The organism is Achromobacter sp. NFACC18-2 (genome assembly GCF_900108985.1).
Taxonomy (GTDB): Bacteria; Pseudomonadota; Gammaproteobacteria; order Burkholderiales; family Burkholderiaceae_B; genus Achromobacter.
On sequence record NZ_FNYM01000001.1, the window covers coordinates 503,346 to 516,614 of the forward strand.

A 13,269-nucleotide genomic window follows, 5' to 3' on the forward strand; every position below is an offset into this window, starting at 1 on the left:
CTTCCGCCTTCCGCCTTTCGCCCTTCGTCCTTCGACCCGAGCCTACGGATTTATGTCTGCCTTTTCGTCTTTGTCCCTGATCCTGCGCCGCTGCGCCGCGCCGCTGGCCGCGCTGGCGCTGCTGGCCGGCGCGCTGGCCGCGCCCGCCCACGCCGACGAGGCCAAGCGCCTGAAGATCGGCGTGACGCTGCATCCCTATTACAGCTACGTCGCCAACATCGTCGGCGACAAGGCCGACGTGGTGCCGCTGATTCCGGTGGGCTTCAATCCCCACGCCTACGAGCCGCGCGCCGAGGACATCAAGCGCATCGGGACGCTGGACGTGGTGGTGCTCAATGGCATCGGCCACGATGACTTCGCCGACCGCATGATCGCCGCCAGCGAAAAGCCGAAGATCCCGGTGATCGAAGCGAACGCGCAGGTGCCGCTGCTGGCCGCCGTGGGCATGGCCGCGCGCGGCGGCGATTCGGGCAAGGTCGTCAATCCGCACACGTTCCTGTCGATCACGGCGTCGATTGCGCAGATCAACACCATCGCCCGCGAACTGGGCCGCATCGATCCGGCCAATGCGCAGGCCTACACCGCCAATGCGCGCGCCTACGGCCAGCGCCTGCGCAAGCTGCGCGCCGACGCGCTGGGCCAGCTTGCCAAGGCGCCCAACGCGGACCTGCGCGTCGCGACCATCCACGGCGCCTACGATTACCTGCTGCGCGAGTTCGGGCTGGAGGTGACGGCCGTCGTTGAACCCGCGCACGGCATCGAGCCCAGCCCCGCGCAGCTCAAGGGCACGATCGAGCAACTGCGCGCCGCGGACGTCAAGGTGATTTTCTCGGAACTGAACTTCCCGTCCTCGTACGTGGAGACAATCCAGCGCGAGACGGGCGTGAAGCTGTATGCGCTGTCTCACATTTCGTACGGCGAGTACAGCCCCGAGCAGTTTGAAAAGGAAATGAAGCAGAACCTGGCCACCGTGGTGCGCGCCATCGAAGAGGCCGGCGCGTGAGCGGCCCCGTCGCGGCCCACTCGGCCGGCGCGCTGGGGCCGACGCTGACCTTCGACCGAATCGGCCTCACCCTGGGCCGCACCGACATCCTGAGCGACGTCGGCTTTACCGTGGCGGCGGGCAGCGTGCATGCGCTGGTCGGCCCCAATGGCGGTGGCAAGAGTTCGCTGGTAAAGACGCTGCTGGGCCAGATGCCGCATCGCGGCAAGCTCAGCGTGGCCTGGCCGGGCGAGCGGCCTGGCATCATCGGCTATATCCCGCAGGCGCTGGAGTTCGACCGCGGCCTGCCCATGACGGTCAACGATTTCATGGCCGCGATGTGCCAGCGCAAGCCGGCGTTCCTGGGCCTGTCGCGCGCGCGCGCCGCCGAGATCACCCACGCGCTGGAGCGCGTGGGCATGCAGGACAAGCGCAACCGGCGCATGGGCGCCCTGTCCGGCGGCGAGCGCCAGCGCGTGCTGCTGGCCCAGGGTCTGGTGCCCAGCCCGGCGTTGGTGGTGTTGGACGAACCGATGTCCGCGCTCGACGAAGCCGGCGTGCGCGTGTTCGAGGAACTGCTGGACGGCTGGCGAGCCCAGCGCGTGACCGTGCTGTGGATCGAGCACGACCTGGAGGCGGTCGGTCGCCTGGCCGATCGCGTCACGGGCCTGAACCGCCAGGTGCTCTGCGACGGCCCGCCCGCGCAGGTGCTGACGCCGGACCGCCTGCTGGCCCTCTTCTCCACGCGGCCGCGCGTCGCCAGCCTGACCCAGGAGCGCGCCGCATGAACGCCCTGTTCGACAACCTGCGCCAACTGGTGCAAAGCGCCGCCGAGTCCGGCGTGCTGCCCGGATCGCTGGCCTATGGCTTCGTGGTCAATGCCCTGCTGGCCGGCCTGATCATCGGGCCGGTGTTGGGCGGCCTGGGCACGCTGGTGGTGGTCAAGCGCTTTGCCTTCTTTTCGGAGGCCGTGGGCCATGCCGCGCTGACCGGCGTGGCGATCGGCATCCTGCTGGGCGAGCCCTATACCGGCCCCTACGGCAGCCTGTTCAGCTATTGCCTGATCTTCGGCATCCTGCTCAATTTCCTGAGCAACCGCACGCGCCTCACGCCCGACACGCTGATCGGCGTGTTCCTGTCGGTATCGCTGGCGCTGGGCGCGAGCCTGCTGCTGGTGCTGTCCGGCCGCATCAACATCCACATCCTGGAGAACGTGCTGTTCGGATCGGTGTTGACGGTCAACAGCAACGACCTCTCGGTCCTGACGTGCGTGGCGCTGCTGGCGCTGGCGCTGGCCCTGCCGAACTACAACCGCCTGATGCTGGCCAGCTTCAATCCGCAGCTCGCCGCCGTGCGCGGCGTGCCCGTCAAGGCCATGGACTACCTGTTCGTGATCCTGGTGACCCTGGTCACCGTGGCCTCGGTCAAGGTGATCGGCGCCATCCTGGTCGGCGCGCTGCTGGTGATTCCGGCGGCGGCGGCCCGGATGCTGGCGCAGTCGCTCAAGGGCTTTTTCGCGATGTCGGTGCTGTTCGCGATGATCAGCACGCTGGCCGGCATCATGTTGCCCATCGAGCTGGAACTGCCGGTGCCCTCGGGCGCGGCCATCATCCTGGTCGCGGGAATTTTGTTTGCCATCTCGGCCCTGGCGCGCAGCCTGGTGCCGGGCCTGAAAGGAAATGCAGCATGAGTGTGAAGTCGGGATACGTAACCTTGCGCCGGGCCGCCCTGGCGCTGGCGGTGGCCTCCACCCTGGGCGCCGCCCTCACGGCCCACGCACAGGAAGCCGCCACGACCGGCCGTGCGGCGCGCGCGGCACAGGCACAGGCACAGGCGCCGGCAGCCGGGTCCGCCGCAGCGGCCACGCCCGCCGCCGCCACCGTGCTGGCCGCGCACCCGGTGGTGTTTGCCCTGACCAGCAACCTCGCCCGCGACACCCACATCCGCGTCGAGCGGGCCGCCCCTGCCAATCTGCCGCCCACGCGCCTGTCGTCCTATTTCAGCGGGCGCGGCGGCGCCGCCCTGCATAAGGCGGCGGCTTCGGCGGACGCGGCGGTAGGCCTGCGCTCGATCTGGCCCGACGATCCGCTCTACCCGAATGCCCGCCGCGCCAACATCCGCATCATCGAGATCGACGCCGCGCGTCCGCTGGATGGCGCGCTCAACGGCATCGCCCTGCAGCGCGATGCGCGGCCCGGTGGCCAGTTCAGCGCCTATCCCTGGCTGAGCATCGTGAACCTCGGACGCATGGCCGACATCGTCGCCGCCGACCTGGGACGCCTGTCGCCCGCTGACGAAAAACGCATCGCCGACAACCTGGCCCAGATCAAGCGCACGCTGGTCGAACTGAACGCCAAGAGCCAGGCCGGGCTTGCCCAGGCCGAGAACGTGGCGGTGATCAGCCTGTCCGAGCGCCTGCCCTACCTGATTGCGGAATTCAACCTGGACCTCATCGACACCGACGCCCGCGACGACAGGGACTGGACGCCGCAAGCGCTGGCGGAGCTGACCGCCAAGCTCAAGGACAATGGCGCCGCCGCCGCGCTGCTGCATCGCGAGCCCACGCCGGAACTGCGGCAGGCGATCGAGGCAGGCGGCGCGCAGGCGGTGGTCCTGGCCACCGAGGGCGCCGACCCCATTGCCGACCTGCAGGACAACGCGCAGCGCCTGCTCCAGGCCCTGGCGCCGGCCGCCGCCGCCACGGCGTCCAAGTGACGCCATGGGCGGACGCGCGCCGGGCTATCCGGCGCCGTCCGCCGCGGCTTGCCTCAGGCATTCGATCAACTGCGCGCTGCCCGCCGGCAAGCCGGCTTCGCGCAGCGTGATGATCCCCACGGGCGGAAGCCCCAACGTCAACGGCACATCCAGAATCCGGCACAGCCCCTGGCTTTCAAAGCTGCGCGCGGCAGACCGGGCCAGAAATCCGACCGCGTTGCGCTCGCGCACGAAGGTCAGCGTGGCGAGATAGGACGAGGTCTCCATCAGGTCGGGCGACGGCTCCAGGCCATGGCGGTGGAACTGCTGCTCCAGCTTCACCCGCAACGACGCCCAGGGCGGCGGCATTACGCAGGGCATCGCCGCCAAGTCCGCCCATGCCGGCGCGGCCGCGCCCGCCAGCTTGCTGCCCGGCGCGGCGACAACCACCATCGGTTCCTCGAACAGGGCCTCGGTCTGCAGGTCGGGCGCCGCATAGCCTGGCTCCAGCCGGCCCACGAACAGGTCCAGCTCGCCGAGCCGCAGCTTGGGCAGCAGGTGGGTCAGGTCCCCCTCCTCGATCTGCACGGTCGCGCGCGCCGAACGCGCCTTCAGGGCCTGCACCGCGCGCGCCAGCAGCACCGGCAGCGCGACCGCCATCGCCCCTACCCGCGTCTTGCCAGCGGCACCGCTGGCCGCCGCATCGATCTCATCGCGGGTCCGCGCGTACTGCGCCAGCACGCCGCGCGCAAAGCGCACCACCGCGGCGCCCGCTTCCGTCGGTTCCGTGCCGCGCACGGACCGCTCGAACAGCGAAAGGCCCAGCATGGACTCGACCTCGGACAGCATGCGCGAGACGGCCGGCTGGCTGACGGCCATGAACTCGGCCGTCCTGCCCAAGTGCCGGAATTCGTCCAGCGCCACGACCAGCTGCAGATGCCGCAATTTGAGGTTCGAGCGAAACACACGGTCCAGGTGCGCCATGCAGGCTCCCGATACATACCATTAGGGTTATCAAGCGATGAGCCAATTCTATTGGATTGTTATGTTTAAGCTCACGAGAATAGGTTCAGGCCGCCCCTGAAGCCTGGCCGGCGAGCCCCATAACAACGACACCCGGAGACAAACCATGAGGCACATCCCCACCCCTGACCTGCGCAGGCGCAGGCTTCTGGCCAGCGCGGCATGCCTGGGCGCGGCGGCCGGCACCGGCGCCGTCGGCCTGCTGACGCCCTTGGCGGCCCGCGCCGCCGGCTATCCGCAGCGGCCCATCACTTTCATCTGTCCCTGGCCGGTCGGCGGCACGGCCGACCAGTCCATGCGCGCCCTGTGCCAGGTCGCGTCAGGCGTCCTGGGCCAATCCATCGTGGTCGAGAACCGCGCCGGCGCCTCGGGCATGATCGGCACCAAGTCGCTGTCGCAGGCCCAGCCCGACGGCTACACCATCGGCCAGATTCCGATCTCGGTCACGCGCTTTTCGCAATTGGGACTGCTGCAGCTCGATCCCCGCAGCGAACTCACCTATCTGGCCCGGACCTCCGGGCAGACCTTCGGCATCGCCGTGCTGGCCACATCCCCCTTCAAGACCTTGAAGGACGTCGTGGCGCATGCCAAGGCCAACCCCGGAAGGCTGACCTACGGACACGCCGGTATCGGCGGCGCGACCCATGTCGGCATGGAGGAATTCGCCATGGCGGCGGGCGTGCGCTTTAACGCTATTGCCTACAAGGGCGGCGCAGCGGCGCTGCAGGATGTGCTGGGCGGCCAGATCGATCTGCTGGCCGATTCCAGTTCGTGGGCGCCGCACGTCGAATCCGGCAAGCTGCGCCTGCTGGCGACCTGGGGCGAGTCGCGCACGGCGCGCTTTCCGGATACGCCCACCCTCAAGGAATTGGGCTACGGCGTGGTGGTCGAGGCGCCGAACGGCATCGGCGCGCCCAAGGGCCTGGATCCCGCCGTCGAGCAAAAGCTGCGCGACGCGTTCCGCACCGCGGTCAAGAGCGACGCCTTCAAGCAGGTGGCCGACCGGATCGATGCGCCGGTGATGTACCTGGACGGTCCCGACTACCAGGCCTACATCGCCGCCGTCTACCAGCAGGAGACCGCGCTGATCGCGCGCCTGAAACTGAAAGAAATGCTGCAGAAAGGCTGATCCACGGTGAATTCCAACCCTTTGATCCGGCTGCACGCCAACGACAATGTCCTGGTCGCCAGGCAGGCCCTGGCGCTGGGCATGCACATCCCGGCGCTGGGGCTGCGCGTGCGGGCGCAGGTGCCGGGCGGGCACAAGATCGCCGCCTGCCGCATCCCGGCCGGCACCCCGGTGCGCAAGTACGACGCCATCATCGGCGTGGCGGCCCGCGATATCGAAGCGGGCGACCACGTGCATGCGCACAACCTTGCGCTGGCGGACTTCGAGCGCGACCCGGCGTTCTGCCGCGACGCGCGGCCAGTCGCGCTGCTGCCCGAAGCCGAGCGTGCCACGTTCCAGGGCTTTGTGCGGGCCGACGGGCGGGTGGGAACGCGCAATTTCATCGGCATCCTGGCCTCGGTCAACTGTTCGGCGACGGTGATCCACCATATCGCGCAGCATTTCACGCCCGAACGCCTGGCTGCGTATCCCAACGTGGACGGGGTGGCGGCGTTCGCCCAGACGAGCGGCTGCGGCATGTCTTCGCCCAGCGAGCATTTCGACGTGCTGCGGCGCACGCTGGCGGGTTATGCGCGCCATCCCAACCTGGCGGCCGTGCTGATCGTGGGACTGGGCTGCGAGCGCAACCAGGTCGCTTCATTGATCGAATCGCAGCACCTGGCGGACGACGCGCGCGTGCGCACGCTGGTGATGCAGGAGACGGGCGGCACGCGCGCCACGATCGAGGCCGGCATCCGCGCCATCGAGGAGCTGCTGCCGCAGGCCGATGCGGCCCGGCGCAGCAACGTGCCGGCGAGCCATCTGAAGATCGGCCTGGAGTGCGGCGGCTCCGACGGGTATTCCGCCATTACGGCCAATCCCGCGCTGGGCGCCGCCATGGATATCCTGGTGCGCCACGGCGGCACGGCGATCCTGTCGGAAACGCCGGAAATCCACGGCGTGGAATACATGCTGACCCGCCGCGCCGTCACGCCGGAAGTTGGCCAGAAGCTGCTGGACCGGCTGGCCTGGTGGGAGACCTACACCGCGGGCCAGAACGCGCAGTTCAACGGCGTCGTCGGCCACGGCAACCAGCAAGGCGGCCTGGCCAACATCTTCGAAAAATCGCTGGGGTCGGCCATGAAAGGCGGCACCACGCCGCTGCAGGCCGTGTACGAATACGCCGAACCGATCGACTGTGCCGGCCTGGTCTTCATGGATTCGCCGGGCTACGACCCGGTGGCCGTCACCGGCCAGATCGCGAGCGGCGCCAACCTGATCTGCTTTACCACGGGCCGCGGGTCGATGTTCGGCTCCAAGCCCGCGCCCACGCTCAAGCTTGCGAGCAACAGCGCGATGTACGCGCGGCTGCACGAAGACATGGACATCAATTGCGGCGCCGTGCTCGATGGCGAACTGGACATCGGGCAGATGGGGCAGCGCATCTTTGACCACATCCTGCGCGCCGCCTCGGGCGCGCCCACCAAAAGCGAAGCGCTGGGCCTGGGCAACCACGAGTTCGTGCCCTGGCACCTGGGCATCGTCAGTTGATCCCACATCAGGAACCCTCCCGCATGCCGGCACACAATTCCTTCAAATCAGCCCTGGTCGCTGGCCAGCCCCAGGTGGGCCTGTGGCTCTCCATGGCCGATCCCTATCTGGCCGAGGTCTCCGCGACCGCGGGCTTTGACTGGCTGCTCATCGACGGCGAACACGCGCCCAATGACCTGCGCGGCACGCTCGCCGCCTTGCAGGCGGTGGCGCCCTACCGCTCGCAGCCCGTGGTGCGCGTGGTCAGCGGCGAAACGGCCCTCATCAAGCAGATGCTGGACATCGGCGCGAAGAACCTGCTGGTGCCGATGGTGGACACCGCCGAGCAGGCGCGCGCGCTGGTCGCCGCCACGCGCTACCCGCCGCACGGCGTGCGCGGTGTCGGCAGCGCGGTGGGCCGCGCGTCGCGCTGGAGCGCCCGTGCGGACTACCTGGAGGTCGCCGATGACGAGGTCTGCCTGCTGGTGCAGGCGGAATCGGTGCAGGCCCTGGCCAACCTGGAGGCAATCTGCGACGTGCCGGGCGTGGATGGCGTGTTCATCGGCCCCGCCGACCTGGCGGCCTCGATGGGGTACCGGGGCCGGCCGGGCCATCCCGAGGTGCAGGCGGCCATCGAACGCGCCATGCGTGTCATCATCGCGCGCGGCAAGGCGGCCGGCACGCTGACGTCCGACCCCGCGCTCGCGCTCCGCTACCTGGAGCTGGGATGCGCATTCGTGGCGGTGGGCGTGGACGTGCTGCTGTACGCAAACAGCGCGCGCCGGCTCGCGGCCAGCTTCCTGTCGTCCGGTCCCGGCGACCCCGCGCCGGCCGCGTCCGCCGCGTACTGAGCCCCCCGGCCGGCCTGCAATCTGGTCTTGCACGCCCAGGCATTCAGGCATAAATTGATCAGTACCGCTTTTCGATCGGCCATCACGATTCGTCCGCCCGGATCGCGCGCGAAGGTTGTTTTTCTATCTTTTGTTCCGCCAAAGGAGCGATGCGATGCGAGTAAAACACCTGCTTGGCCCAGCAACCCTGGCCGTCTCGATGCTGTTCGGGGCTGCTGTCACGGCCGCCCCCTCCGAACCCGCCCCGATCATCACCGGCAAGCATTGGACCGAATCGGACGCCAACCTCAAAAAGGCCTATTTGCTGGGCATGGCGAACGTCCTCGAAGTCGAACGGGCCTATCAGCAGCGCCGGGCCGTGCCGGACTCCCAGACCCTGGTGCCGAAGTTCTCCATGGGGCTTCAGAACCAGACGCTGGACTCGGTGCGCGACACGCTGGACCGCTGGTACGCGGCCAATCCGGGCCAATTGGATCGTCCCGTCGTGGAGACCATCTGGTTCGAGATCGTCATGCCCGCCACGAAGACGAAACGTACCCCCTAGGAGCCGCCATGAAAACGATTCGTACGATAGGCGTGGCCATCGCGATGGCATCGCTGGCCGCCTGCACCAACATGACCAAGGAACAGCAAGGCACCGTCACGGGCGGCCTGATGGGCGCCGCGGCGGGCGCCGGCATTGCCGCCATCGCGGGCGGCAGCGCATGGACTGGCGCCGCGATCGGCGGCGCTGCCGGCGGTATCGCGGGCAACATCCGCGGCGCCAATCAGTAAGAAACCCGCCGCGCTTCCTTCCCCCAACAACGCGCCGGCTCGCGCACAAGCGCCAGCCGGCGTTTTTTTGTCCGAGTCTTGCGTGCGCCCCACGCATCCCGCATCCCGTATCCCGCCTCCCGCCTCCCGCCAATCCGCCTGTCCGCCTGCCCGCGCTCGGCGTAGACTGCTACGCTTTGCGCCGCCAACCCACCCAACGCGATGCAGGCGTCACTTCCATGATGGTTCTACTGTGGTCCCTTCCCGCGTTGACCGTGATCGCGGCGATCGCCAGCGGGCGCGTCAACACGACCATCGCGGCGGTGCTGGGCCTGTTGGCGACCCTGCCCGTGGCGCTGTTCGCCGCGCCCGCGCCGTTCGACCTGCCCCAGCTCGCCCAGGCGTTGAAACGCGGGCTCTGGATCGGGTGGATCATTACCCCCTACATTCTGGGCGGCCTGCTGTTCTGGCAGATGGCGGCGCAAGGACGTGCGCCGCAAGGCGGGCCGGGCGAGGCGGCGCGGCCCGATCCGATCGCGCGTCGCAGGCTGCTGTTCTTTGCCTGTTTCCTGGTCGGGCCGTTCGCCGAGTCCGCGACCGGCTTTGGCGTGGGCATGCTGGGCACCGTCATGCTGATCCGCCCGCTCGACCTGAAGCCGCGCGACACCATGGTGTTCGCGCTGCTCAGCCAGACCCTGATCCCTTGGGGCGCAATGGGCAGCGGCACGCTGCTCGCATCGGCTTATGCGCGCGTTCCGCCGACGCAGCTCGCGCTCTACAGCATGGCGCCCGTGACGCTGCTGATGCTGGTCTGGATGGCGCTTTACTGGCGCACCGCCCAGCGCGCGGGAATACATGCGCCTGCCTCGGAACTGGGGCGCGAAGCCGGCTGGATGGCCGCGAGCCTGGCCGCGCTGGCCGCTGCGACGGCATTGCTGGGGCCGGAGACGGCCCTGCTGGCGGCATACGGCCCGCTGATCGTGCTGCGCTTCCTGGCCGACCGCAAGCCCGACTTCGCGCAGGCGCTGGCCGCGGCGCGCCGCGCGCTGCCTTACATCGTCCTCATTGCGTGGTTGGTGGCCACGCGCCTGTTGACGGCGCTCAATCGCGGCCTTGCCGGCCTGGCCGACCTGCGCCCGTATGCGGACCTGCCCGCCTGGATGCCCTTCCTGCATGCCGGCAGCTGGCTGATCGCCGGCGCGCTGGTCATGGCGGCATGGCAGTCCGGTCGCGGCGCGCTCGCCGCGCAGGCGCGCGCCGCCTGGATGACGGGGCGCCATGCCGTGCTGTCGGTCTTTCTGTTCGCCATGATGGCCGAGGCGCTGGCGGGCGCCGGCATCTCGCAGGCTTATGCCAACGGCCTATTTTCCAGCCTGCGCGACTGGACTATCCTGATCACGCCGCTCCTGGCCGGCGCCTTCGGCATCCTGGCCAACAGCGGCAATGCGCCGAACAGCCTCTTCATGCCGTCCCAGCTATCATTAGCGCTTCAGGCCGGCCTGAGCGTGCCGGCAGCGGCCGCGCTGCTGCATGTATCGGGCACGTCCATGGGGATTTTTTCGCCGGTCCGGATGTCGATAGCGGCCGGTCTGGCCCATGGCCGGGGGCAGGAACGCGGCGTGTATGTTCTACTACTGCCGTTTGCCCTGGCCGCGTTCGGCATTTTGCTGTCGCTGGCGCTGCTCGTGGTCGTTGCCGGGTAGCGGTTTTCCTGGGCGGAAATCCAGCGCCGTACCGGCATTAACGGTGCTGGAAGGCCGACAACTGGCGGCGTAGCGGACACGCTCGCGGCTTCAACCTTTTTTTTGTGTAGCACATGGGACTAGAACAGTTAGCCGCCATCCGGGAATTGCTCATCAAGCAGTCGCCTGACAAGGCGGGCTCCAAGAAAGAATCGCGTCCGCAAGACGCAGACAAGCCGCGCCGCCCGCAGGGCGCCGCCAAGGGTCCGCGTCCGCAAAAGGGCGACAAGAGCCAGCGCGCGCAAGGCGGCGACAAGGGCCAGCGCGCCCCGCGCCCCGAAAAGCGCGACACGCCGGTCGACCCCGTCGTGGTCGCGATCTCGCGCCTGCAGCGCCACTTTCCCAAGGCCTTCCCCAAGAACCCCGCGCCCAAGCTTCCGCTCAAGCTCGGCGTGCTGGCGGACCTGGTGCAACATGCCGAACAATTGCAGCTCGACGAGGCGCAGATCAAGGAAGCGGTCAAGACCTGGTGCGATGGCCGCCGCTATTGGACCAGCATGGTCGAGAACGCCCCGCGCGTCGATCTGAACGGCGAACCCGCCGGCGCCGTGACGGCCAACGAGGCCCGTCACGCCAAGCGCATGGCATCGCGCAATGCGTCGCGCAACGCCGCGCGCGTGCGCGCCGAAAAGAAGGCCCAGGCGGCTGCGGCCGAAGCGCCGGCATCCACCGACGAGGCACCCGCCACCGCCGCGCCCGCTGACACGGCGCCTGAAGCACCCGCCGAATAAGCCGGTCCAACGGCAAGACAGGCCTGCGGCAGGCCGGGAATCGCATCCCGGCCTGCCGCAGGCCTGTTTGCGTGGGTGCGGCGTCTAGCGCCCGGCTTCGACCGCGGCGATCGCCTGCTTGAGGTATCCCATCCCCACCGTCGAAAACGGCAGCGTCAGCGCCTGCTGGTGGCCCGCGTCATCCATCTTCAACAAGGATTTGCGCAGGATCTCGACGATCTTGTCCTTGTGGGCCGGATGGAAGGCCTCGTACTGATACTGCAGGAACACGAGGCACAGCGCGTTTTCCATCACCTGCACGTCCGGATCCTGCTTGATCCCCTGCTTCATCAGGATCGCCGTTACGCGCTCGCAGTCCTCGGGTGCGTAGCCGGTCTCTTTCATGATGGCCTGCGCAATGTGCGCGTGATGCCGCGCCAGCGCCTTGCGCCACGTCAGGTAGCCCACGCGGCCTTCGGGATAGCTGTCCCGCGCGATCTCCCAGCGGCCGATGTGCTGGCAGCGCGACGCCAGGATCAGCGCTTCGGAAGCCTCCGGCGCCAGCTTCATCACCCATTCGTGCAGCTTCTGCGCAAGAAACAGCTCCTGCGGACAGGCGTGGCCTTCCCATTCGAATGCATTGGGATCGGCGGCGTTGTAGTCGTCAAAGCGGCGCAGGGTCTGTTGCAGGCGGTCTCTCATGCGTGGGGCTTCCAATGGGACGGCGAAACGCCGCCGTTCGCGGGTTCTGTGGTTGGAGGGAATTCATCATACCGGGGCCGATTCGGCGCTAGTGGTTTTCCCTGAAAACCGCCGAAAAGCGCATTTGCCCCGTTCCCAACGCCGTTCTCGTCCGGTACATTGCGTCCAGTGGCCTGACCACTGGACCATCAGGCATCCAGGCACCTTACCGATCCTGCAATGCCGTGCAAGACACCGAGGCCCGGAACCCATTACGCTCTACACCCCAGTTCAACCTCATCCAAAGACAATGACATCTCTGCAGGCCGTCGCCTCCACCCGCCTTTACCGCATGATTGCCGACCAGATCGCCGCGCGCATCAAGGCGGGCGACTTCCCCGCGGGCGGCCGGTTGCCCGCCGAGCGTGAACTGGCCGAGCAACTCCAGGTAAGCCGCGCGTCCGTGCGCGAAGCGCTGATTGCGCTTGAGATCCAAGGCTATGTCGAGGTGCGCGTGGGAACGGGCGTGTTCGTCTGCCCGGCGCGGGAAGACGGCCAGTACCGCGAAACGCGCGAGGCGCCGCCTGAAGCCAATGGCGTCGAAGCCACCGACATCGGCCCCTTCGACCTGCTTGAGACGCGCCTGCTGATCGAACCCGAATGCGCCGCGCTGGCCGCGCAGAAGGCGTCGCCCGCCCAGATTGCCGCGATCCGCGCCGCGCATGAAGGCATGTCGCTGACCGAATCGCCCAGCATCCACGACCGCGCCTTCCACGGCGCGATCGCGGCGGCCTGCGGCAACGCCGCGCTGGCGGCCGCCATTTCGCATATCTGGCATCTCAGCACGCTGAGCCCGGTATTCCATCGCCTGGAAGAACACTTCGTGACCACCAAGGTGTGGATCGAAGCCCAGAAGGAACATGAACGCATTCTCGCGGCCATCGTCGACCGTGATCCCATCCGCGCGCGACACGCCATGCATGACCATCTGGTCGGCATCCTGGCGCGCCTGCGGGAAGACTTCGGCAGCGTCGGAATGCGATGACCTGACGCCCCGCTAACCCTGTGCAGCCCGGCGCGCGAACGCGCCGGCGACCTCCCCACCGACCGTGCATGCACCGCCGGCGCCTGATGGCGCCGCCCGCGGCCAGGGGAGCGGCTTGCCTGTCGATTTGCAGCACCCGCAGTCCCAGCA

14 protein-coding genes are annotated in these 13,269 nt (G+C 68.3%); 12 read left to right on the top strand and 2 right to left on the bottom strand.

The genetic code is table 11. From position 1 onward, the window contains the following. Positions 1–52: 52 nt before the first annotated feature. The 4 genes from BMW75_RS02315 to BMW75_RS02330 are packed head-to-tail and all read left to right on the top strand — an operon-like array spanning position 53 to position 3,697. On the top strand, positions 53–1,003 hold the full coding sequence (locus BMW75_RS02315) for a metal ABC transporter solute-binding protein, Zn/Mn family (protein ID WP_217646920.1): 951 nt from the start codon (positions 53–55) through the stop codon (positions 1,001–1,003). After that, complete coding sequence (locus BMW75_RS02320) at positions 1,000–1,770, top strand: metal ABC transporter ATP-binding protein (protein WP_092576148.1); 771 nt, start codon at positions 1,000–1,002, stop codon at positions 1,768–1,770. The genes BMW75_RS02315 and BMW75_RS02320 overlap by 4 nt, the downstream gene beginning before the upstream one ends. Continuing rightward, the gene (locus BMW75_RS02325; RefSeq protein WP_076520791.1) at positions 1,767–2,672 is read left to right on the top strand and encodes a metal ABC transporter permease; all 906 of its coding nucleotides are present in this window, start codon (positions 1,767–1,769) and stop codon (positions 2,670–2,672) included. The genes BMW75_RS02320 and BMW75_RS02325 overlap by 4 nt, the downstream gene beginning before the upstream one ends. Continuing rightward, the gene (locus BMW75_RS02330; RefSeq protein WP_092576151.1) at positions 2,669–3,697 is read left to right on the top strand and encodes a metal ABC transporter solute-binding protein, Zn/Mn family; all 1,029 of its coding nucleotides are present in this window, start codon (positions 2,669–2,671) and stop codon (positions 3,695–3,697) included. Before BMW75_RS02325 ends, BMW75_RS02330 begins: the two co-directional genes overlap by 4 nt. Positions 3,698–3,721: 24 nt before the next feature. On the opposite strand, the gene BMW75_RS02335 is transcribed toward BMW75_RS02330, so the two are convergent. Then, complete coding sequence (locus BMW75_RS02335) at positions 3,722–4,660, bottom strand: LysR substrate-binding domain-containing protein (RefSeq protein ID WP_076520789.1); 939 nt, start codon at positions 4,658–4,660, stop codon at positions 3,722–3,724. 145 nt (positions 4,661–4,805) lie between these two features. On the opposite strand from BMW75_RS02335, the gene BMW75_RS02340 reads away from it, so the two are divergent. The 7 genes from BMW75_RS02340 to BMW75_RS02370 all read left to right on the top strand — a co-directional run bounded on the left by BMW75_RS02340 (position 4,806) and on the right by BMW75_RS02370 (position 11,414). Further along, positions 4,806–5,828, top strand: a complete 1,023-nt coding sequence (locus tag BMW75_RS02340) for a tripartite tricarboxylate transporter substrate binding protein (protein ID WP_092576153.1) — start codon at positions 4,806–4,808, stop codon at positions 5,826–5,828. Positions 5,829–5,834: 6 nt separating this feature from the next. Next, a complete protein-coding gene (locus BMW75_RS02345; protein ID WP_092576156.1) occupies positions 5,835–7,358 on the top strand; it encodes a UxaA family hydrolase in 1,524 nt (507 codons plus the stop codon). A 23-nt stretch (positions 7,359–7,381) separates the two neighbouring features. Then, positions 7,382–8,188: a 4-hydroxy-2-oxoheptanedioate aldolase gene (gene hpaI / locus BMW75_RS02350; protein ID WP_092576159.1), complete on the top strand. Its 807-nt coding sequence runs from the start codon at positions 7,382–7,384 to the stop codon at positions 8,186–8,188. A 154-nt stretch (positions 8,189–8,342) separates the two neighbouring features. Next, positions 8,343–8,732 carry a hypothetical protein gene (locus BMW75_RS02355; RefSeq protein WP_175493067.1) on the top strand — a complete coding sequence of 130 codons (390 nt, stop codon included), beginning with the start codon at positions 8,343–8,345 and terminating at the stop codon, positions 8,730–8,732. An 8-nt stretch (positions 8,733–8,740) separates the two neighbouring features. Continuing rightward, positions 8,741–8,962, top strand: a complete 222-nt coding sequence (locus BMW75_RS02360; protein WP_076520784.1) for a hypothetical protein — start codon at positions 8,741–8,743, stop codon at positions 8,960–8,962. A gap of 218 nt (positions 8,963–9,180) precedes the next feature. Further along, positions 9,181–10,644 (top strand): hypothetical protein, encoded by a 1,464-nt coding sequence (locus tag BMW75_RS02365; RefSeq protein ID WP_092576165.1) that lies wholly within the window; start codon positions 9,181–9,183, stop codon positions 10,642–10,644. A 113-nt stretch (positions 10,645–10,757) separates the two neighbouring features. Next, positions 10,758–11,414 carry a ProQ/FinO family protein gene (locus BMW75_RS02370; protein WP_254791920.1) on the top strand — a complete coding sequence of 219 codons (657 nt, stop codon included), beginning with the start codon at positions 10,758–10,760 and terminating at the stop codon, positions 11,412–11,414. A gap of 84 nt (positions 11,415–11,498) precedes the next feature. Here the strand turns inward: BMW75_RS02370 and BMW75_RS02375 are convergent, their stop codons facing one another. Next, complete coding sequence (locus tag BMW75_RS02375) at positions 11,499–12,095, bottom strand: DUF4202 domain-containing protein (protein WP_092576171.1); 597 nt, start codon at positions 12,093–12,095, stop codon at positions 11,499–11,501. Positions 12,096–12,384: 289 nt separating this feature from the next. On the opposite strand from BMW75_RS02375, the gene BMW75_RS02380 reads away from it, so the two are divergent. Further along, positions 12,385–13,119 (top strand): FadR/GntR family transcriptional regulator, encoded by a 735-nt coding sequence (locus BMW75_RS02380; RefSeq protein WP_092576173.1) that lies wholly within the window; start codon positions 12,385–12,387, stop codon positions 13,117–13,119. Positions 13,120–13,269: the final 150 nt, after the last annotated feature.